Origin of the sequence: Pontibacter sp. 13R65, from assembly GCF_047525655.1 — a bacterium.
Taxonomy (GTDB): Bacteria; Bacteroidota; Bacteroidia; order Cytophagales; family Hymenobacteraceae; genus Pontibacter.
In genome coordinates, this window is record NZ_JBLIQL010000001.1 from 424,141 (window position 1) to 446,138 (window position 21,998).

19 protein-coding genes are annotated in these 21,998 nt (G+C 46.2%); 14 read left to right on the forward strand and 5 right to left on the reverse strand.

Going from position 1 to position 21,998, the window contains the following annotated elements; genetic code table 11:
- The first annotated feature begins 208 nt into the window (after positions 1–208).
- From ACMA1I_RS01905 to ACMA1I_RS01960, 12 genes are all read left to right on the forward strand, one after another.
- A complete protein-coding gene (locus tag ACMA1I_RS01905) occupies positions 209–1,399 on the forward strand; it encodes a M20 family metallopeptidase (RefSeq protein WP_337066538.1) in 1,191 nt (396 codons plus the stop codon).
- Between the two features lie 37 nt (positions 1,400–1,436).
- Positions 1,437–2,057 carry a hypothetical protein gene (locus tag ACMA1I_RS01910; RefSeq protein ID WP_337066539.1) on the forward strand — a complete coding sequence of 207 codons (621 nt, stop codon included), beginning with the start codon at positions 1,437–1,439 and terminating at the stop codon, positions 2,055–2,057.
- A complete protein-coding gene (locus tag ACMA1I_RS01915) occupies positions 2,054–2,848 on the forward strand; it encodes a hypothetical protein (RefSeq protein WP_337066540.1) in 795 nt (264 codons plus the stop codon). The genes ACMA1I_RS01910 and ACMA1I_RS01915 overlap by 4 nt, the downstream gene beginning before the upstream one ends.
- Positions 2,849–3,065: 217 nt before the next feature.
- Positions 3,066–3,518, forward strand: coding sequence for an Hsp20/alpha crystallin family protein (locus tag ACMA1I_RS01920; protein ID WP_337066541.1), 453 nt, complete (start codon positions 3,066–3,068; stop codon positions 3,516–3,518).
- Positions 3,519–3,802: 284 nt separating this feature from the next.
- Positions 3,803–5,302, forward strand: a complete 1,500-nt coding sequence (locus tag ACMA1I_RS01925; RefSeq protein ID WP_337066542.1) for a Do family serine endopeptidase — start codon at positions 3,803–3,805, stop codon at positions 5,300–5,302.
- A gap of 100 nt (positions 5,303–5,402) precedes the next feature.
- Entirely contained in the window at positions 5,403–6,980 is a 1,578-nt protein-coding gene (locus tag ACMA1I_RS01930) for an aldehyde dehydrogenase family protein (RefSeq protein WP_337066543.1), read from the forward strand.
- Between the two features lie 437 nt (positions 6,981–7,417).
- Positions 7,418–7,978 (forward strand): RNA polymerase sigma factor, encoded by a 561-nt coding sequence (locus ACMA1I_RS01935; RefSeq protein ID WP_337066545.1) that lies wholly within the window; start codon positions 7,418–7,420, stop codon positions 7,976–7,978.
- A 27-nt stretch (positions 7,979–8,005) separates the two neighbouring features.
- Positions 8,006–8,638, forward strand: coding sequence for a hypothetical protein (locus ACMA1I_RS01940; RefSeq protein ID WP_337066546.1), 633 nt, complete (start codon positions 8,006–8,008; stop codon positions 8,636–8,638).
- A 1-nt stretch (position 8,639) separates the two neighbouring features.
- A complete protein-coding gene (locus tag ACMA1I_RS01945) occupies positions 8,640–9,803 on the forward strand; it encodes a hypothetical protein (RefSeq protein ID WP_337066547.1) in 1,164 nt (387 codons plus the stop codon).
- Positions 9,804–10,205: 402 nt separating this feature from the next.
- A complete protein-coding gene (locus ACMA1I_RS01950; protein ID WP_337066548.1) occupies positions 10,206–10,637 on the forward strand; it encodes a RidA family protein in 432 nt (143 codons plus the stop codon).
- A 64-nt stretch (positions 10,638–10,701) separates the two neighbouring features.
- Complete coding sequence (locus tag ACMA1I_RS01955; RefSeq protein ID WP_337066549.1) at positions 10,702–12,522, forward strand: MutS-related protein; 1,821 nt, start codon at positions 10,702–10,704, stop codon at positions 12,520–12,522.
- A 55-nt stretch (positions 12,523–12,577) separates the two neighbouring features.
- Positions 12,578–12,820, forward strand: a complete 243-nt coding sequence (locus ACMA1I_RS01960) for a hypothetical protein (protein ID WP_337066550.1) — start codon at positions 12,578–12,580, stop codon at positions 12,818–12,820.
- A gap of 97 nt (positions 12,821–12,917) precedes the next feature.
- Here ACMA1I_RS01960 and tsf read toward each other — a convergent pair whose 3' ends face one another.
- From tsf to ACMA1I_RS01985, 5 genes are all read right to left on the reverse strand, one after another.
- A complete protein-coding gene (gene tsf, locus ACMA1I_RS01965) occupies positions 12,918–13,751 on the reverse strand; it encodes a translation elongation factor Ts (protein ID WP_147920537.1) in 834 nt (277 codons plus the stop codon).
- A 191-nt stretch (positions 13,752–13,942) separates the two neighbouring features.
- Positions 13,943–14,710 (reverse strand): 30S ribosomal protein S2, encoded by a 768-nt coding sequence (rpsB, locus tag ACMA1I_RS01970; RefSeq protein ID WP_337066552.1) that lies wholly within the window; start codon positions 14,708–14,710, stop codon positions 13,943–13,945.
- Positions 14,711–14,731: 21 nt separating this feature from the next.
- Positions 14,732–15,118, reverse strand: coding sequence for a 30S ribosomal protein S9 (gene rpsI / locus ACMA1I_RS01975; RefSeq protein WP_147920539.1), 387 nt, complete (start codon positions 15,116–15,118; stop codon positions 14,732–14,734).
- Positions 15,119–15,123: 5 nt separating this feature from the next.
- Positions 15,124–15,573 carry a 50S ribosomal protein L13 gene (gene rplM, locus ACMA1I_RS01980; protein ID WP_337066554.1) on the reverse strand — a complete coding sequence of 150 codons (450 nt, stop codon included), beginning with the start codon at positions 15,571–15,573 and terminating at the stop codon, positions 15,124–15,126.
- A gap of 404 nt (positions 15,574–15,977) precedes the next feature.
- Positions 15,978–17,966 carry a cytochrome-c peroxidase gene (locus ACMA1I_RS01985; protein ID WP_337066555.1) on the reverse strand — a complete coding sequence of 663 codons (1,989 nt, stop codon included), beginning with the start codon at positions 17,964–17,966 and terminating at the stop codon, positions 15,978–15,980.
- A gap of 310 nt (positions 17,967–18,276) precedes the next feature.
- Between ACMA1I_RS01985 and ACMA1I_RS01990 the strand changes: the two genes are divergently transcribed.
- On the forward strand, positions 18,277–20,946 hold the full coding sequence (locus ACMA1I_RS01990; RefSeq protein WP_337066556.1) for an alkaline phosphatase PhoX: 2,670 nt from the start codon (positions 18,277–18,279) through the stop codon (positions 20,944–20,946).
- Between the two features lie 95 nt (positions 20,947–21,041).
- Positions 21,042–21,980: a leucine-rich repeat domain-containing protein gene (locus ACMA1I_RS01995; RefSeq protein ID WP_337066557.1), complete on the forward strand. Its 939-nt coding sequence runs from the start codon at positions 21,042–21,044 to the stop codon at positions 21,978–21,980.
- Positions 21,981–21,998: the final 18 nt, after the last annotated feature.

The window sequence follows — 21,998 nt, forward strand, 5'->3', positions numbered from 1 at the left end:
TGCTTAAATATATACTTTCAAGACTAGGCGAAGGGCGATAAAGGCAAATTTTTCTAATAGAATTGCCCTTCCAGAGGCAAAAATGCCCGTATCGGATCCAAGCCTTGAGTAAAGTAAATAACTAAGCACCTGAAGGCAGTAGCCTCATTAGCTCTAAGCCGGAATAGATGTGGCTCTTCCGGATCACTTACAAATTTCACCAACCCCTATGTCATTGTTAGCAGAAAAAATAAAGGAACTTGCCCGCACTTACGCCCCCCATACAATAAACCAACGACGGCACTTGCATGCCAACCCGGAGCTGTCTTTTCAGGAGCACAACACAGCAGCTTATGTAGAGCAGGAACTTAATAGCTTAGGCATCGCTACAACCCGGCTGGCCGAAACAGGTGTGGTAGCTGTAATCGAAGGAAAAAATCCTGCCAGTAAAATTGTCGCCCTACGCGCCGATCTGGATGCACTGCCAATAGTGGAGCAGAATGAGGTGGAGTACAAATCTAAAAATGAAGGAATAATGCATGCCTGTGGCCACGACGTGCATACGGCATCGTTGTTGGGAGCAGCCCGTATTTTGCAGCAAGTGCGGGAGGAGTTTGAAGGAAGTATCAAATTAATCTTTCAGCCGGGTGAGGAGAAGTTTCCGGGTGGGGCATCTGTTATGATAAAAGAAGGCGTGTTGCAGCAGCCTGCTCCGGAGAGTATTATGGGGCAGCATGTATTCCCGATGCTACCAGCCGGTAAAGTCGGGTTTCGCTCCGGCATGTACATGGCCAGTGCCGACGAAATTTATATCACCGTAAAAGGCAAAGGAGGCCATGCCGCCATGCCCGAACAAAACATAGACACCGTGCTCATGTCAGCGCACCTGATTGTAGCGTTGCAGCAGATTGTAAGCCGCCACGCCAGCCCTAAAATTCCAACGGTACTATCTTTTGGGAAAGTGGAGGCAATGGGCGCAACCAATGTAATCCCGAATGAAGTAAAGATACAAGGCACTTTCCGCACCATGGATGAAACTTGGCGGAAGGAAGCACATAAGCGAATTAAAAAGCTGGCAGAGGGCTTATGCGAGAGCATGGGCGGCAGCTGCGACATCGATATTAAAAACGGATATCCTTACCTGAAAAACGACCCGGAGCTTACTGGTCGTGCCCGTGGGGCGGCAGAGGCTTACCTTGGAGAAAGTAATGTAGTGGACCTGGACCTGTGGATGGGGGCAGAGGATTTTGCCTATTACTCGCAGGAAGTGGCTGCCTGCTTCTATCGCCTTGGCACCCGTAGCGATGAACGCGGAATTACTTCATCTGTTCACACCCCCACCTTTGATATTGCCGAAGAAGCCTTGGAAACAAGTATTGGTTTAATGGCTTGGCTGGCTCTGCAGGAATTAGAAAGTTAGTTGTAACCATCGTTTTTGATCTCTAAACTAGAACTTCTTGAGCACGTCCGAAGTCTTAGAATATCAACTGCCTTCTGGCTTGCTGGGTCGCAAGCACACATTGCGCCTTACACCGGAATACGTGGCGTATGAGGCTGGCAACAAAAAGTCGGGTCTTTTCACTAAGGTAGAGAAAGACAGCATTGCAGATATCAGGCAGGATATGAACTGGATTATCTGGTATAGGTTTTATGTGGGGTGTGAGTTCAAGATCGATATTAAGACCAACGACGACAACGTGCTGAAGATTAACTTTACCAGCTATTTTAATAAGACAGGAACTTATATTCAGTTATACAACGAAATCACAGATCACCTTCTCAAGTATTTTCTAAATGAGAAGGTGATGCTGCATGTGCAACAGCTTCAAAAAGGCAAGGTAGTGGAGTTGCAGGAGGCACGGTTATCGAAACAGGGAATTGCACTAGCTGCGGAGGAAACACTGCTAACCTGGGAAGAGGTGCGAGTAAAGCTTTATCCTAACTTCTTTGTCATTTATAAGCACGATAATCCTGAGATATACAAACAAGTGTATTACTATGCCTGGGAAAGCGAAGTATTGCTGGGCGTTATAGAGCATATAATAAACGACGAGGAAGCATCTATAATAGCAGAATGAAAAAGCTGATACACCTTATTATCCTGAGCCTTCTTCCTTCTTTCGCCTTTTCCCAGAGCAAGGTTACAAGCTCTTCAGCTTTTTGGCCGGAATGGCAGCTAACGTCTAGTGTAGGCGAGGCCGGTATTTTATTTTTCCGGAACCATTACCGCATTAACGCCGATGCCCGCTTTAACGACCTGGCTAGTGCCGGCCCCTTCACTAGCTTTGAGCGGGTGCAGTTAACTCTTGGTTACGAACATGCTTTTACAGATCACTGGCGCGGTGGTGCCTTAGTGAGGTATGCTATTGAAAATTATCCGAAATCTTTGTTTTATACGGCCTTTCTGAGGCACTATGGCAGCATAGGCAGTTTGTTCTTTAACAAGCAGGGCATGTTCGAGTATGTCGCACAGGAAAGTCAGGACCCTTTTGGCCGTTACTCGTTAGCCGCAGAACTTGGCAAACGAATAGCAGTAGGAAAAAAATACCTGACTCCGGCTTTATCTTATGAGTTGCTGCTGCGGAGAGAATTTGGTGAGCAGGCAACTACGGCAGATGAACGCACCATCGACCGCACCAGGCTTCGGCTGAGTATAACCTATGAGCTTACCGAACAGCTGCGCTTCACGCCCTTCCTGATGCGCCAAACAGATTATTATTATGTACTAGTTCCTCCTAAATACGATGAAAACAACCAGTTGATAGAAAACGGCTATACCACCAAGCGTAATAGGATTTCTCCGATAATTGGTCTGGAAGTGAAATACAATATCAACAGCCCCGCAAATCCTGCCAGTTTTACTTATTAATGCATTATAAAGCTGAAAGTAAGTCAGCTGCTTACCTAAAATTTATGCAAAGTTATGACATTATTTCATGAATTTATAAGATAATTAGAATGGCATGTTTTTTACTGTATGTTGAGTGTTAACAATGTAAAACACAACATAAAATATAGGAGGTAATATTATGGCACTTACAAGAAACAGTGGCCTTCAATATGATATGCCACAATCATTCAGCTCAATGTTAGACAGATTCTTTAATGAATCTTTGAACACAAGAAGCGTTTCAGCTTTTACTCCTTATGTAGATGCCTGCGAAACCGACAAAGGCTTCGAATTGGAGTTAGCGCTGCCAGGATTACGTAAAGAGGATATCTCCATAGATTTTCAGGAAGGTAAACTCACCATTTCAGGGGAGCGCAAGCTGGAGAAAAAAGAAGACAATCGCCGTTACCATATGATCGAGACACAGTATGGCTCTTTTACAAGAACATTCTACCTGCCAGATAATGTGAATCCCGATCAGATTAAGGCGCAGTTAACAGACGGTATTCTGCATGTGTCTGTTCCGAAAGACGAGCAGAAAACCATGAAACGGCAGATTAAAATCAGTGCCGAAACTGACTCTAAAAGCACCCAGAAGCAGAAAAGAGTAGCAGAGGTCTCTGAAAATGGTGCTGCTGTTAACTCATAATTCAAACTGAATAAAAGAGGGGTCGAAATTTCTGGCCCCTTTTTTGTTTAGTTTAAATTACGTATACTAGTAGTTAGTAGAAGGCGCGCAGTAGGGTTTACAGCAGTAAAAGTCTCCGGAAGGCCTTTTTTATTAGAATAATTGCTGAAGAACCCAACCTGTTAATCTTTCTGAAAAACAGCAGCATAAGTGCCCTATACTATCGTATAAGATAGAAGCGTTATAGATTTTATAATATAGGCCATTTTCAATATTAATAACCAATAAAGTATTTTAAGATATTCATGAAGACGAAACAGTTTATTGTTGGCTTAACGCTTTCTGCCATGATGGGTGGCGGTGTTGCCGTTGGCAGCTACAAGCTGCTCGAGAACAACACGGCTCAGACTGCAGGGCAGAAAGAGGAGGTGCAATACCCCAATGTACGCTACACCAGTAGCATGCGCAGCAGCGAAATAGCCGTTCCCGAAGGACTTAATTTTATAAAGGCTGCCCAGGTTTCTACTCCGGCAGTAGTACATATTATGACAGAGTATAAAACACGTACTGCCGACCGTTATAATAGTCCTATGGAGCCGTTCCTTCGCGAGTTCTTTGGCGATGGGTTTGGTGAGCGTGCGCCCCGCTCGCCACAAATGGGTTCTGGCTCAGGAGTTATTATTGCCTCCAACGGGTACATTGTTACGAACAACCACGTTATCGACAGAGCCGATAAAATACAAGTGGTATTAGACGACAAGCGTACTTTCGAGGCTAAATTGGTGGGCACAGACCCTACCACTGACATTGCGTTGCTCAAAATTGAAGAAGACAAATTGCCAGTGGTGCGTTATGGCAACTCCGATGAACTGCAGGTAGGAGAGTGGGTGCTGGCAGTAGGTAACCCTATGAACCTGACCTCTACCGTTACAGCCGGTATTGTGAGTGCGAAAGGGCGTAACATTAACATTTTGCGGACCAGCGCCAACAAAGACATGAGCATTGAGTCTTTTATTCAGACAGATGCTGCTGTAAACCCAGGTAACTCCGGTGGTGCGCTAGTAAACCTGAACGGTGACTTGGTAGGTATTAACACAGCCATTGCTTCGCAAACAGGTTCTTTTGCTGGTTATTCTTTTGCTGTGCCATCTGCTATCGTGAGCAAAGTGGTAGATGATCTCCTGAAGTATGGCGAAGTGCAACGTGCCTTATTAGGTGCATCTATTCAGGAAATAGATGCTAATTTGGCGAAAGAAAAAGGCTTGAAAACATTGAATGGTGTTTACATTGCTGAAGTACAGGAAAACAGTGGCGCTAAAGAAGCCGGCTTAAAATCTGGTGACGTGGTAACAGCTGTAAACGATGTTAAAGTTAGTAAATCGTCGCAGCTGCTGGAGCAGGTTGCCCGTTACCGCCCTGGCGACAAAGTAAAGGTAACCTACTTGCGCGATGGTAAAGAACGCTCCGCCAATGTAACGCTCAAAAACCTAAACAACAGCACCGAACTGGTAAAACGCAGCAATGCTAAAGCGGTTACCTTCGATGGTGCCAGCTTTGAGCCTGTGAGCAAGCAGGAAATGAGCAAACTAGGCATAGACGGTGGTGCTAAAATTTCAGGCATCAGCAATAGCAAGTTCCGCGATACAGGTATGAAAGATGGCTTTATCATCACTAAAATTGGCGATAGCATCGTAAACGTACCAGAAGACGTTGAAAAGCACTTGAAGAACTTCCAAAGTGGCGTAGTTTACATAGAGGGTGTTTATCCGGATGGCCTGAAAGCCTTCTACCCAATAGGTAAATAGCAGCTTGCGTTATGTAGTATAATAGAAAGCTTCCGCGTAATTGTGGAAGCTTTCTTGTTTTTATAGCTTTGTAAAGGACCTCATCTCAAAAGTAAAACTTATGAAACAGACCATAGATGCCCTCCCGATTACCAAAACCATGACCGACGTGCTGGAACAGCTGGGAGTAAAGGAAAAGAACCCTGCCTACAGCACAGGTTTGGTATGGGGCGGCCACAACGGAAAACAAACCAGGGAAATCTATTCGCCTGCCGACGGCAACCTGATTGCTGCTGTAACCATGGCAGATGCCGAAGCTTATGAGCAAGTGGTGAAGCAGGCGCAGGAGGCCTTTGCTTACTGGCGAAAGCAGCCTGCTCCCAAACGAGGTGAGGTTGTACGCCAGATCGGTAACAAGCTCCGCGAAAACAAGGAGGCCTTAGGTAAACTGGTAAGCTACGAAATGGGCAAGATTTTGCAGGAAGGCTTGGGCGAGGTGCAGGAGATGATCGATATCTGCGATTTTGCCGTGGGACTATCGCGGCAGTTGCACGGTTATACCATGCATTCTGAGCGGCCTGAGCACCGCATGTACGAGCAATATCACCCGATTGGTATTGTGGGCGTAATTTCGGCCTTTAACTTTCCGGTAGCTGTCTGGAGCTGGAATGCCATGCTTGCCGCCGTATGTGGCGATGTCATTATCTGGAAGCCATCGGAGAAAACACCGCTCACAGCCATTGCCTGCCAACATATAATTAAAGAGGTGCTGGCAGAGAATGAGTTGCCTGAAGGAATATTTAACCTGATTATCGGTGATGCGGAAATAGGAAGCCTGATGGCGCATGATACACGAATTCCGCTGGTGTCGGCTACAGGTTCTACGCGTATGGGCAAGAAAGTAGGAGAGGCGGTAGGAGCCCGTTTAGGTAAATCGCTTCTTGAGCTTGGGGGCAACAACGCGATTATTCTTACTGAGCATGCCGACCTTGAAATGGCGCTGCGAGCCGTGGTGTTTGGAGCCGTAGGTACCTGTGGCCAGCGCTGCACCTCTACCCGCCGGCTTATCATTCACGAGAAGATTTATGATCAGGTAAAAGAGCGGCTTTTAAAAATTTACCCTAACCTGCCTATCGGCCACTCTCTCGATAATACCACATTGGTAGGACCTATGATCGATAAAGATGCCGTACAAGCCTTTTTAAAGGCGCTGGAAGCAGTGCAGCAGGAGGGAGGCAAACTTATTGCCGGAGGCAAAGTTCTTGCCGGTAAGGGCTACGAAAACGGCACCTATGTAACACCTGCCATTGTAGAAGCAGAGAACCACTATGCCACGGTGCAAGAAGAAACCTTTGCACCAATATTGTACCTGATCCAATACAGCGGCGAGGTAGAAAATGCCATCGAGCTCCAGAATGGCGTACGGCAGGGGCTGTCGTCGGCCATATTCTCCACTAACCTGCTGGAGACAGAAGCCTTCCTCAGCCATTGGGGCTCCGACTGCGGCATTGCTAACGTGAACATAGGTACATCAGGTGCTGAGATAGGTGGCGCCTTTGGCGGTGAAAAAGATACAGGTGGTGGCCGCGAGTCCGGTTCCGATGCCTGGCGTGTGTATATGCGTCGCCAAACTAATACTATTAACTTTGGCAGGCAGCTGCCTTTGGCGCAGGGAATCAAATTCAATATAATGGATTAAATGGAATGGGCTGATTCGTTAATGTACTGATGTGCTAATTGGGAATTTCATCAGCAATACCTGGCAGTATAGTAACTACTATTTATGTTGTTCTAAAAAGGGCAAATTATGCTAATGAAAACGCCCTTCCATAGCGTTATTTGTGTGTTGAGGCCTTAGGGTGCATCAAGCTGATTTATAGTACCGACAGGAAAAGCTGGCTGAGAAGTCAGCTTTTCCTGTTTTTGTGCCTGTAGGCTTATACTGTAATTAGATGAAGTGGGCTGTAGAAACAGTAAAAAAGGCGGGTTCAAAAAAACACGGTAAATTTTTGCAACTTGATGCAACTTCTGGTCAATCTCTTTGTCTTTAGTGTGAATGTGGGAAAGAAGGAGGAAGAAGCGATAGAAAAACTGAACTGTCACCTGTAGAAGTGTAAAAGAATAATCCGGACAATCTTGGAAACACTCCGCTATCAAGATGTAAACACGCCCGTAATTGAGCGATGCAAGGCAGGTGATAACCGTGCGCAATATGAGCTGTATAAACTCTATGCCAAGGCTATGTTCAACGTAAGTATGCGCATTACAAACGATTATGCCGAAGCGGAAGATGCCTTGCAGGAGGCCTTTATCAGTGCTTTTAAAAACATGCACACTTATAAAGCGGAAGCCTCTTTTGGGAGCTGGCTAAAAAAGATTGTTGTAAATGCGGCCATTAATACCATCAGGAAGAGGAGGGAAGAAGTCGTGCCACTAGATGAAAGAATAGTGGGAGAGGTAGCCGACGAAGTGCACGAAGACGAAACAGTGTGGCAGGTGGAAAAAGTGCGCAGGGCCATACAACACCTGCCAGATGGCTACCGTGTGGTGCTGAGCCTGTATCTGCTAGAGGGGTACGACCACGCCGAAATAGGAGAAATACTCGGTATCACAGAGTCTACTTCGAAATCGCAATACAGCAGAGCCCGAAAGAAATTATTAGAGATTATGCAAGAGCCGCAACTAATGGCACACTAAGCATTTAAGTAAGACAATGTTATAAACATGAAAGATAGCCTCAAAGATTTTGTAAAGCAGAACCGGGAGGAATTCGATGTATTTGAACCCCGGCCTGAGCTATGGCAGGAGATATGCAAAGAACTGCCGGCAACCCAAAAAGAAGCCAAAATGATCCGGTTCACTTTTGGGGAGAACACCAGCTTTAGCACCGATTTTGCTTTTATGCGTATTGCGGCCGCCGTGCTGCTGCTGCTGGGCTGTGGCCTTACTTTGTTGCTCACCAAGCAGAATATGGGCACGAATGCTCGCACCGTGGCGGCGACAGAACAAGTGCCTATAAGCCGAATTGCTCCTGAACTGATAGAAGTAGAAGCTTACTACACCAGCCTGATCAATAGTAAGAAAAACGAACTGAGCGCCTACGACCTCAAAGTGCTGGGCCTGGACGAAGAACAGAGTATAGACCGTGAGCTGCAACGCCTCGACAGCAACTACAAAGAACTTAAAAACCAATTATACACTACTCCAAACACCGAAAAAGTAATGGGTGCCATGATCCAGAATCTGCAGATACGGATTGAGGTATTGAATCGCCAACTAGAGGTGCTGGAGAAAATTGAACAATTGCAACAAACGCAGCGAATAAATACCCAAAGCAATGGAACCACGAATCTATAAAATGTTTAAATTTTTCACTCTCCCGCTGTTGCTCATGCCTGGCCTGATGGTGGCACAACCAGCTTCGACCTGCGATCAGCTTACCAAATTGCAGGAATCAGTGGAGCCTCTCATAGCAAGCCTGAGCGACCTGCAGCACTTATCGGAGTTGTCGGAATTGAAGCACCTGGGCAACCTGTCTAAGCTGAGCGAACTACAGGCACTGAGCAATCTGGAGCATTTGGATGTTATCGTAAACAACCCGGAAGGTCCGATTCTGAGCGGGGCAGCAGCAGCAAATTTTGATTCCGAAAAACAGAGAACGGTTGAAAAAACGTACAAGGTTAGTAACTCCGATATGCTCTCTATTCAGAACAAGTTCGGCAAAGTACATGTAAACACCTGGAATCGGAAAGAAATACGTGTGGTTGTAACCATAATCAGCCGGGCCAGCAACGAGCAGAAAGCACAGGAAACTCTGGATAACATAAGAGTAACAGAAAGTCGGGATGGCAAAACCATAGCCTGGAAAACCGAACTCGCTCCAGTAAAAGTACAGGGCAACAACCAACGCAGCTTCGAAATAAACTATGTTGTTTCTATGCCCGCCGATAATCCATTAACAGTAACGAATAGTTTTGGCGATGTGTACCTGGCATCTTTTAAGGGAAAAGCAGATATAACTGTAAAATATGGATCTCTTAAAACAGGACAGTTGAGTAATGCATCTAACAGCGTAAAAGTGGCTTATGGATCTGCTAATTGCGGGTTTATTAACGGAGGAGCTGTAGACATTGCCTATTCTTCCATGGATTTGGAGGGCACAAACGGCTTGCAGGGTTCTTCTAAATTCAGCAGCATGAAAATTGGCAGCCTGCACCAAGACCTGGACATTAGTTTAAAGCACGGTTCATTGCGCGTAGATAATATCAGCAAAAGTGTAAATAGAATTAGCGTAGACGGAGGTTTCAGCCCTATTGCACTTAACTTCGATGACAATTCCTCTTTCAACTTCGATGTGAATGTGCAGTTTGGTAATTTTAATTTTGATAAAAACCTGGTCAATGTTTCTTCGCTCGAAAAAAGCCATACCTCTGCCGCCTACAAAGGCAAATATGGTAACGCAGCATCTAAAGCATCTGTTAACATTGTGTCGAAATACGGCGATGTGAAGTTCACAAAATAGATCGACCGCGTTACTTAAAACAACAAAGCCAGCCTCGTGTTGGCTTTGTTGTTTTAAGCCCTATACATATACATTTCAGCCCTCAGCAGGTTAGGCCTTCTTTTGTCTCCGGAAGGCCAATTTCATTAGAAGAATTGGTTGCTAATTGTTGATTGTTAAATGGCTGACCAATGATAGCTCAAAGAACTCGCAGCCTGCGAGTGTCTGGAAAAGCTGAAAAAATCAAACATATAAAGTCTAGCATCTAAAATCTCCAGAAACCCTCCAGAAGTCTGTTTTCATTAGAAGAATTTGTGAAGCCCCCTCGCATGCTGTCTGATTTTAAGCCAGAGATTAATTTTCAGCGTAATTGTTATCCCAAGATGTACTAAGAGATACTCACCGAAAGTTATATATTTGGCTATGGCATCAGATAAAACCGCTTTTAACTCTTCTAAAGCGCCGGAACCTGTCGGGCTTTACCCGCATGCACGCCGGGCAGGTAACCTGCTGTTCTTATCTGGCGTGGGGCCCAGACAGCGCGGCTCAAGCCAAATACCAGGCGTGGAACTCGACGAGGAAGGGAATATTTTAGCTTACGACATAGAAAAGCAGTGCCACGCGGTTTTTCAGAACGTGCGTTATATTCTCGAAGATGCTGGCTCAGACTGGAACAGCCTAGTAGACGTAACAGTTTTTCTGACAAACATGAAGGCAGACTTTGCGATCTACAACCGAATTTATGCTGAGTACTTTCAGGATAATCGTCCGTGCCGCACCACTGTAGAAGTAAGTAAATTGCCTACACCTATTGCCATTGAATTAAAGTGCATTGCGATTATTAATACTGCATAGGTGGGCAAGCATATGTGCTTTTAATAATATCGTACTATTTTTTAGCTAGTTAAAAATCTCATTAGTGAATCAAAAGAAGATCGAATATTTTACCGAACGCGCAAAAAGTTTAGAAGAGCAGGAACGCAAAGCAGCTTCTAAATTGGGGCTGGTATCGTGGCTGCGGGTGGCTGTATTTGTGGCAGGCGCTTTATTGGCCTGGTATTTTTTCAGCGCAGATCAGAATACAGCAGGTGCCATTAGCCTAGTGGTTGCTTATGTGCTGTTTGTTGTGGTTTTACGATGGCACACGCGCCTCGATTATACTTATAAGCAATACATGTTGCTGCGCCAGCTTAATGAGGAAGAGGCGGAACGTTTGGGAGGTAACCTTCAGAAGTTCGATGGTGGGGCCGCTTATATCAACGATCAGCACCCCTACACCTCCGATCTCGATATTTTTGGTCATAACTCTCTTTTTCAGTTAATAAATCGCTCTGTTTCGGGCATAGGCAAAAATAAGCTGGCGAACTGGATGCAAAAGGCAGCGCCGGTAAACGAAATACTAAAGAGGCAGTCTGCTGTTGGTGCACTGGCACAACCTGCGCAACTCGACTGGCTACAAAACTTTATAGCCAAATCGCGACACTATAAGCATACAGAGGCAGCAGCAGCTCATTTTATAGAGTGGCTACGGAAAAGTAATTTCTATAAAGAGCACCCTATCCTAAAGCTGCTCCTTTTTGTGCTGCCGGTGCTTACGCTGGGGGCCATCGTGGCCTGGTTTATGGGTTACTCAGGTTACATAGCAGCCAGCTTTCTGGCTGTGCAGTACCTGGTGAGCTTCAAATATACGGCCGCGCGCGATGAGTATTATGATAAAAGCATTGGCATGTACGAGGCTATCCGCAGCTACAAAGACCAGTTGCAACATATAGAGCCTGAGAAATTTAAAGATCCCTACCTGGAGGAGCTTAGAGGGCAGCTCTTCCACGATGGGGCCATGGTATCGGGCTGTATCAGCAAGTTGTCTACTATCATCGATTACTTTTCGTGGCGATTGAGCACACTTATGAGTTTTTTCCTGAATACTATCCTCATGTGGGATTTTTTCTGGATGTATAGACTAGAAAGCTGGAAACAGAACCGTCTGGACCAGGTAGAGCATTCTTTTGAGGTGCTGGCTACCTTTGAGGCGTTGGCAAGTATTGCTTCGTTTCAGGTGGCTAACCCCGATTATGCAGTGCCGGAGTTAAGCAGTGTGCCCTTCAAGTTCAAAGCAGAGGAGTTGGCGCACCCACTCATCTTTACGGTGAGCCGGGTGGCAAATAACTTCGAGATGCAGGGTGCCGGTAAAACGATGGTGGTAACAGGGTCTAATATGTCGGGCAAAACCACCTTTCTGCGTACGGTAGGCATCAACATCGTACTGGCATTAATGGGCGCACCAGCCTGTGCCGATAAGCTTAAAGTAGCGCCTGTGCAGGTGTACACTGCCATGCGCACTGCCGACAACCTGGCCGAAAACACGTCTTCTTTTTATGCGGAACTCAAGCGGTTGCGTATTCTCCTGCAAATGACGGAAGAGGAGCAGGAGCCTGTGTTTTATTTGCTGGACGAAATTTTGAAAGGTACTAATTCCCGCGACCGACACGCCGGCGCTATGGCCCTGATCCGGCAATTGCACCAGCGGAATACCTCCGGCCTCATCTCCACCCACGACTTGGAATTGGGAGCTATGGAGCAGGAGCTAACAGGAAGCGTAGAAAATTACAGCTTTAACAGCACTATTGAAGGCGATAAAATAATTTTTGATTATACCTTGCAGCGCGGTATTTGCCGTAGTTTCAACGCCAGCAAGCTCATGCAACTTATGGGCATTGCCATTGAGGAAGAAACAATATAAGCCTAAATAGGGCGACTATACAATTTAGAGGCACCATATAACAACTGATATAACAATGAGAGTAGTAGCAGATATTCCGCACCCTGATCTAAAAATTACCCTGCTGGCCTGGAACAGCAAATACTTAATTAAGTTTGAAAAAGGAGACTTTGAACAGACTTACAAAGTGAGAGAGATGGATGTAGTTGGAGATGAGGGAGCCAAAGCCCTGATAGACGAGGATTTTATAGAAGCAGTTGAACACCGGTTTTTAGCTATGCGCGATGCCTTTGTTTCTACTATGCGTAGGCATAATTGATTAAACGATATTAGTGTATGGTGCCAGCACCAGCCATGACATTAAATAAAAAAGGCCCGCTTTTGGCGGGCCTTTTTTATTGCAATTGTATAAGAAATTAACCGATAGCAACGCGCTTAAAATCAGTTACTTTCAGGCCTTTGCTAGTTTTCTCCAGTAACTGAGAAATGCTCAGAGATGAGTCTTTTACGAACTCCTGGTTCAACAGCGTATTTTCTTTGTAGAATTTGTTCAGCTTGCCTTGTGCAATTTTCTCTAACATAGCTTCTGGCTTGCCTTCAGCACGAGCTTGCTCTTTACCGATTTCTATTTCACGCTCAATGGTAGCAGCATCAACACCGTCTTTGTCAAGAGCGATAGGCTTCATGGCTGCAATCTGCATGGCAATGTCTTTACCAACTTCAGTTACATCAGTGCCGCTGGTGCTGTCAAGAGCTACTAATACCCCTAATTTACCATTAGAGTGGTTGTAAGCAACTACTTTCTCAGCAGAAACAGACTCGTAAGCTACTACGTCAATTTTCTCACCGATTTTACCCATCAGGTCAGTCAGGTGGTCTTGCAGCGAACGGCCATCAGCCTGAGGAGCAGCAAGTAGTTCTTCTTTAGTAGCAGCGTTAGTAGAAACAGCTGTTTCCAGAACTGTTTGTGCTAATGTCTGAAAGTCAGCTACTTTAGATACAGGCTCAGTTTCGCAGGCAACAGCTACTACTTTACCAGTAGAACCATCTTCGCTTACTTGCGTCAGCACGATACCTTCTGAGGTAGCGTTATCAGCACGTTTGCTGGCAATTTTCTGGCCTTGCTTTCTTAAAATATCTTTAGCCGCTTCAAAGTCGCCGTTTGCTTCTGTCAGCGCTTTTTTGCAATCCATCATACCGGCTCCGGTTTCCTGGCGGAGTCTGTTTACGTCTTGTGCTGTAATAGCCATGCTTTCTTATAATTAGAAATTAAAAATTATAAATTAGAAATTCTTTTGGTGAGAGAGACAGTATGTTAAATGATTTTTATCTTTTGAAATTCTACCATTTAATGACTTCTAAATCCCCTAAAACAAACTGAACATTGAAGCAGGTTCGCTCAATGTTCAGTTTGTTGTAATGGTGCAATAGGAGCGATTGACTATTGTTCGTCTGCTTCCTGCTTGGCTTTGATGCCTTCTTCTTCAGAACGCTTGCGCTCAGTCTCTTCTTTGTCTACTTTCCGCTCAGACAAACCTTCTTCAATAGCCTTACCCATGATAGACACGATAAGAGAGATTGATTTAGAAGCATCGTCATTTGCAGGAATAGGGAAGTCAACCAGCTCAGGGTTTGAGTTTGTATCGCAAACTGCAAACACTGGTAAGTTCAGCTTTTGTGCTTCTTTAACAGCAATGTGCTCACGCTTTACGTCTACTACAAACAGGGCTGCAGGTAGTCTGGAAAGGTCAGCGATACCACCCAGAACACGGTCAAGCTTCTCACGCTCACGAGAAAGCATCAGCTTTTCGCGTTTCGCCAGAGCAGCAGACTGGATAGGGTCTTTCATCATTTTGTCGATAGTCGACATTTTCTTTAAAGACTTACGAACAGTGGCAAAGTTGGTAAGCATACCACCTAACCAACGCTCTGTAACGTAAGGCATTTTAAGTCTTTTTGCTTCGTCTGATACGATTTCCTGTGCCTGCTTTTTAGTAGCCACAAACATAATCTTACGGCCAGACTTGGCGATGTTCTTGATCGCATTCGTAGCTTCCTCAAGAGAGGCTAACGTTTTGTTCAAGTCAATAATGTGGATTCCGTTCTTCTCCATGAAGATGTACGGAGCCATTTTCGGATCCCACTTGCGGGTAAGGTGGCCAAAGTGAACACCTGCCTCAAGTAATTCTTTATAATTAGTACTTGCCATCTTGTTGATACACCTTTAATATTAACGTTTACTGAACTGGAATGAACGACGCGCTTTGCGTTTACCGAACTTCTTACGCTCTACCATGCGAGGATCTCTGGTGATAAATCCTTCTTTACGGAGAGCTGACTTAGTCTCGGCATTCTCTACTACCAGTGCTTTAGATATAGCAAGTCTGAGTGCTTCAGCCTGGCCGCTTACACCACCACCTTTTAGATTGGCTTTTACATCGTATTTGCCAATTGAATCTAAGGTTTGAAACGGCTGATTCACAATAGTCTGTAATACTTCGTTAGGGAAGTACTGCTTTATATCTTTACCGTTAATAGTGATATTCCCTTGCCCAGGCGTCAGGTATATGCGCGCCACCGAGGTTTTTCTTCTACCAGATGTATTGATAACTTCCATTAATATTAGATGTTGAAGGTTAATTCTTTAGGCTGCTGAGCTGCAAATGGATGCTCGCTTCCTGCAAAAACATGAAGATTTCTGAATAGCTCACTGCCTAGTCTGTTCTTTGGTAACATGCCTCTAACAGCACGCTCTACCAAAAGAGTAGAAGATTTAGCCTTAAGCTCACGAGGAGAAGTTTTTCTCTGACCGCCTGGGTAACCAGTGTGTGTCAGGTAATACTTCTGATCCCATTTGCGACCTGAGAAACGAACCGCATCAGAATTGATAACGATTACGTTGTCACCGCAGTCAACGTGAGGAGTGTAAGAGGGTTTGTGTTTCCCCTTCAGGATCTTGGCAATTTCAGATGCCACACGACCCAAGTTTCCTTGCCCTGCGTCTACAATCACCCAGCCTTTGTTGGCTGTTTTCTTGTTAACGTACTGGGTTCTATAACTTAAATGATCCATTAATAGTGGTTGTAAGCGATTTATTAAAAATTATTATTATATTCTTCGGTTCCTGAAAAATGGTCACAAAGATACAAGTAGTTTTTTTGATATGCAATAGTACTCCTGAAATATACTGTGTAACAGGCAAATACTGCCTGAACCTTGGACCTCCGGAGACAAAAAACTCTTTGGAAGGCTGTTTTTATTAGAATAATCTGGTTGATTGCTGATTGGTAGGTGTTAGTTGCTATATGAACGATTGGCCGATTGAAGATTTAGAAATGGAGAGCGTAGGATTCTGCATGAGTGACCAAGCGAAGGACATCTACATACTAATATAGGTCAAGCGTTTGAAACCTGCCAAAACCCCTTGGAAGGCCTTTTTCATTAGAATAATTGCAATCCGGTGCTAGGCCACTGCCTTAGTAACTACCACCAACCGGTCGGTTATTCAGGTTTGCCTTTGTAGAAAATTTTGGTAGCCTGGTAGGGGCAGAAGAGGCTGCCGAGGTATCGGTGAGGGCTTGCATAAACGCTATCAGGTCCTGCTTTTCCGGCTCTGTTAAATGGAGTGGGTCGCCGGGCAGCGTTTGGTTTGGTACATTTAGCCCAAGTCCAATGCCTCCACCTAAATCATAAAACTCCACCACTTCTTCTAAGGTAGCAAAAGCACCATTGTGCATATACGGCGCTGTAAGAGCAGCATTCCGAACGGTTGGTGTTTTAAAGGAATGTTTCCAGGCATCTGCTGGTATTACGCCAGCTTTTCCTATGTCGCTGTCGAGGCTTGGGTGTGCAAAGTCGGCGGTGGCAGGTACACCTAACACTTCCGTTTCACTTTCGGTAAACCTGGGCGGTACGGTGCCATTAAACACCGGGGCAAAGTGGCATGTGCCACAGGCGGCTTTGCCCATAAACAGGTTAAAGCCACGTTTGGCAGAAGCCGAAAGCTGTTCCGTTTCATGCCGCATGTACCTGTCGAAAGGCGCGTTCAGCGCCACCAGACTTTGCACATAGGCGGCAATGGCGCGGTTAATGGTGGTTACGGTAAGCGGGTTACCAGACTGTTCAGAAAAAGCCTGCTTAAACAATTGCTTGTATGCTGGGCTTTGCTGAAGCTTTTTCTCTACCTCTTTATAATCGCCATGTAGCTCATCTGAGTTAGCCACTACACCCGGCACCTGGTCCTGCAAAAACTGGGCGCGGCCATCCCAGAAATAAGCTGTACTGAAAACAGAATTGAGCAAGGTCGGGGAGTTCCGTTTTACATTCCCTTTAAAATCGAAGGCTATGCTACGGGCAAGGCCATCGGCGAAGCCTTTCTGCGGGGAATGGCAACTGGCACAGGAACGCTGGTTATTTGCCGAGAGCACCGGGTCGAAGAAAAGCAGTTTGCCTAGCGCTGCCAGTTCCGGCTTCTGCTCTCTCCGGTCTTGCTTGGCATAATAGCCTGCCTGCAAAAAACTCTCGCTGAAGAGGCTGGTGGCAAGGTCATTTACAGGTTTAGTTGTAGAAGCTTGCTGTTGTAGGAGTTCCTGTTGCAAGGCAGTGAGCGCGGCATAGGCAGGATCGGCTAGTTCTCTTACAAAGTGTAAGCGGTCGAAGGACTCGAAGTGGGGGTGTTGCTGCAGGTAAGCGATGGCCTGTTGCAGTTTGTCGGAGGCTGTGTTGCTATGTGCTCTGGCTGCACCGGTGGTAGTTTGTCCGTATCCCTGCACCACCGCCAGCACTGGTTGCAGCGCAGTGGCAGTGTTTTCAAGAGCCTTGTCAGCGGCAGGTTCATCAAAGCCTGTAATGCCCATGGCCATTGCCCGTACCAGTTCCTCCTTCAGGCTTTCCAGAAGCTGTTTGTCGATTAGCGATAGCTTGGGCAGGCTAGTCGAAAACAGCAGAATGTTTTCTTCAAGGGTAAAGGCCAGCACCAGGGCTTCTTCTGCTGTTTCTTCCGTTAGGTCTTCTGCAAAAATTAATTCTTCCAGTACCTGTAATCCTTCTGGCGGAAAAGTTCTGAAAACCGGCTCGGCAAACTGCAATGTCTGATAATGCTGCTGTTCTACCACCACTCGTGGCAGCGGCGCACCGTTCAGGTTTTTGGCAATGTGGGGGTCCAGGTACTCCAGCAAATACTCTACTTGTTTATAGGCGGTTTCGGTCATGGCAAAGGCTGCCTGCACAGCTTGTACAGTTGCCTGTTTTTTCTGCAGAAGTTGCAGCGTGGCGGTGAGTTGCTTTGCCTGCTGCTGCAGCTGGCTTACATCTGCTACAAATGTCTGCTTTACCGTGCCTGCTACTTTACTGTAGGGCGATGGCTGGGTGGTGAAAGAACTGATGGCGGCGCAGAAGAACATGCCGACACTAAAAAGTAAAAGAGAAGACTTCAGGTTGGTTCTTTTAGTAAGTCTCTTGTTCATTGAAGCCAGGCTGAATTGGGTGAAATGCCAAAGAAAGCAGCTGCCTGTTACCTGAACATGATGCTAGGATTATGATGGTGTTACCACGACTCTCCGTATTTCATTTCTCAGTTATTCCCGCCCTGGCGAACTACGCAATAAATGCTGCCAATGTTACAGGAGTGTCAAGAAAAAGTTAATTAATCGTTACTTACATAAAATTAATGTGGTGTATAGCTAAATAACAATAAGATAAGGTGGTGCTAACCTGCAGGTAATGCATCCATGGTTGTTTTGGGAAATCAAAATAGTATGATAAACTAATACAGCTATGAACAAATTCTACAAAGGCTTGCTGTTAGCTGCTCTTGTTTCGGCAGGAACGTTCGGCAACCACACGGTACTGGCGCAAATGCAGTCCTACACCTACTCCGCGCGTATTGCTTCGAGCTCCGACGATGCAGAAGAGGCTGAATCGGGCCAGATGTACCTTAACAGCTCAGACCTGGAACTGGTGTACGACGATTACCAGAATGCAGGAAACCAGACAGTTGGTCTCCGGTTCCAGGGTGTTAACATTCCGGCCAATGCGGTTATTACAAGAGCCTATGTGCAATTTGCAGTAGATGAGTTACACTCAGCGGCTGCCAACCTGCTTATTAAAGGCCAGGCTGCCGATAATGCCGCTGATTTTACAACATCCAGCCATAACATTTCATCGCGCGCCTTAACGACTGCCGGTGTTACTTGGGCACCTGCTGCCTGGACAACTGTAAACCAGGCTGGTGCGGCTCAGGCAACTCCAGAGCTTAAAACTGTTGTGCAGGAGATCGTTAGCAGACCAGGCTGGCAATTCGGAAATGCTCTATCGCTGATTATTACAGGCACTGGCCGCCGTAACGCACACGCTTTTGATGGTTCTGCTGGCATGGCTCCACAACTGGTTGTTGAATTTCAGTCTGATAACATGCCCAAACCGGTTACTAATGTTACCTGCGACCCCGCCTCTTCCAGCACCATTGGTTGCTTTACTTCGGTAAAACCAACGGGCCAGACTCAGTTGATGACCATCCCGACAGAGACGCACACGTTTCAGTTGATCGCTAAAACAGGCCAGACCCAGTATACAGCTGGTGGTACCGGCACTATACCCGGCAACAACGACTTTACGGCGTATGTGGGTAAAAACGGAAGCAGCAAAGAAGGCTACCTCTCTATAAATCACGAAAACTCTCCCGGAGGCGTATCTATGCTGGATCTTAGCCTGAATGAGAAGACCATGTTGTGGGAGGTGAACGAAGTAAAGAAAGTAGATTTCTCACCGCTGGTACGTACAGTTCGGAACTGCTCCGGTGGTATTACACCGTGGGGTACTGTTATCACTTCTGAAGAAACAACAAGCTCAGGCAATGCGAACGGGGATGGCTACCAGGATGTGGGCTGGCAGGTAGAAATAGACCCTGCAACAGGAGAAATTGTTGATTACGATGGCGACGGTAAACCAGATAAGCTTTGGGCGCTTGGCCGAATGAACCACGAAAATGCCGCGATTGGCACCGATAGCGTAACAGTGTACCAGGCCGAGGACGGCGGAAGCAGCTGTGTGTATAAGTACATAGCCAACAAAAAAGGCAACCTGTCAGAAGGTACGCTTTATGTGCTTAAACGCGATAATGCTGCTGCCACTACAGGTACCTGGGTAGTAGTACCTAACACAACCAAGGCAGAGCGCAATAACACCGGTAGTCTGGCTGCCTCGGTAGGTGGCACCAACTGGAGTGGTCCGGAAGACATTGAATTTGGCCCTGATGGCAAGATGTACTTTACAGCAAAAGGAACCGGTATTATCTGGCGCTTTAAAGATAACGGTACATCTGTTTCAGAAATAGAAGCCTGGGTAACGCCTAAAATGTACCCAGTAACTCACAAAGACGGTGTGCAGAACGAGAACTGGGGAACTGGTATCGATAACCTGACTTTCGATGGCGAAGGAAACCTGTGGGCGCTCCAGGATGGCGGTCGTAACAACCTTTGGGTAGTGTACCCCGACCACACACCAGAGAAACCAAGCCTGAAATTGTTCATGACTACGCCAGCTGGCTCAGAGTCTACTGGTCTTACTTTCTCTCCTGATTTCCGTTATGGCTTTATCTCGTTGCAGCACCCTAGCAGTGGCAACACAGCTACCCTTACAGATGCTGCCGGAAACCCAGTGCAGTTTAACCGCGACGTTACGCTGGTGTTTGCCCGCAAAGAATTTTTAGGAGCCGAAGCTGTGGTGCCAACCTTTGAGTTAGGCGAAGACCTGACACTTTGCCAAGGCGACTCTGCTGTACTTACGGCTTATGAAGGAACCGATGCCGTTGTAAAATGGACAGGTGCTGCTTTGGCTGAAGAAATAGAAGGAGCTAGCTTAACGGTAAAAGCACCTGGTATGTATTACGCTACTGCCTATGCCAACAATGGCCGCACCTACACCGATAGCCTGGAAGTTTCCGTGGAGGAACTGGCAGTAGACCTGGGATACAGAATTCCGCTTTGCAATAAGTGCACCGTTACCCTCGATGCAGGCGCAGATTACAGCAGCTACCTGTGGAGCAACGGTGCAACCACACAGACACTCACTGTAGATACTCCGGGTACATACTCGGTAGAAGTAACCAGCGCCAATGGTTGCAAAGCTACAGGCTCTGTAGAGGTTATCAAGAAAAATGGAAATGGCAACGACCTGGTGCCAGTTAAACTGATACAAGTGTACCCAAGCCCGTTTGTAGATGGCACCAACATCAAAATCAGTATGCCGGAGCAGGCAACAGTGGTACTGGAAGTGCACGACATGAAAGGCAAACTGGTGCAGACCCTGTTCAAAGGTATCATGAAGGTAGGTGATCATAGCTTCGAGTTTACACCAACAACTCCATCTGAAAATGGTATTTACCTGGTGCGTTTCCAGGTGAACAACCAGAAATCTACAACTAAAATAGTGCAGGCTGAAAAGTAATCTCACATAACTATTTTAGAACCGAAGGCTACGGAATTTGTCCGTAGCCTTCTTTTAGTTAAAATCAGGTGCTGGAAATAAGTGAAGAATAGCGTATGAAAACATTTTTGAAAGCAGGCTTACTGGCCCTAGGACTAGCTTTTTGCCAAGCTCAGCCGGTGCAGGCGCAAAACAGGCTGCTGCCTCAGTCAGAGCTGGCTTCTGCCAAAATTTATTTTAATGTAGAAGAAGCGCTCCAGGAAAAGCAGCAGGTGTATGTACTCAACATCAGGCAGCAACAGTACTACAGCTTTACCCCCGACCTCTGCGACCTGGTGAACCTGCAGTTCGTTAATGCCATGAAAAACAAGATAGCAGAGCTGTCGCCGGAGGTAGGCAACCTACAGAACCTGCAGGAGGTGAACTTTAGGGAGAATGAGCTGCGGGAATTGCCTGCATCTTTCTTCGAACTCCGAAACCTGAAAACCATTGATTTTGGCTACAACCATTTCTCAGAGATGAGTGCAGGGTTCGGAAAACTTCGGAACCTGCAGGTGCTGCAGCTCAACCAGAACAAAATCGGGACAGTAACGCCAGAAGTAAAGCACATGCGCGCGCTCCAGATGCTCGACCTGAGCTATAACCACCTTGAGGCGCTTCCTGCAGAAATCGGGAAAGTCCGCAGCCTAAAGGAGCTGACACTAACGCAGAACCAGTTACGGCAACTGCCAGCCACTATTGGCCAACTGAAGACGGTGCAAAGCCTGGTGCTCGACTTTAACCAATTGTCTGAACTGCCAAAGCAGATTGGTAATCTTAAAACTCTGCAAAGTCTGTTGCTCGGCCATAATCAGCTGAAGGAGCTGCCGGAGTCGATAACGAAGCTGGAGAACCTGCAGTTGCTGGACCTGAGCTATAACCAGCTTACAACTATGCCCGCCAACCTCAGCAAATTAAAAAGCCTGCAAACCTTGCTGCTGGCAGAGAACAATTTTTCTGATGCTGAGAAAGAACGGATACGGCAGGCGCTACCAAACACCTTTATCCATTTCTAACAAAATAAATCTATGAAC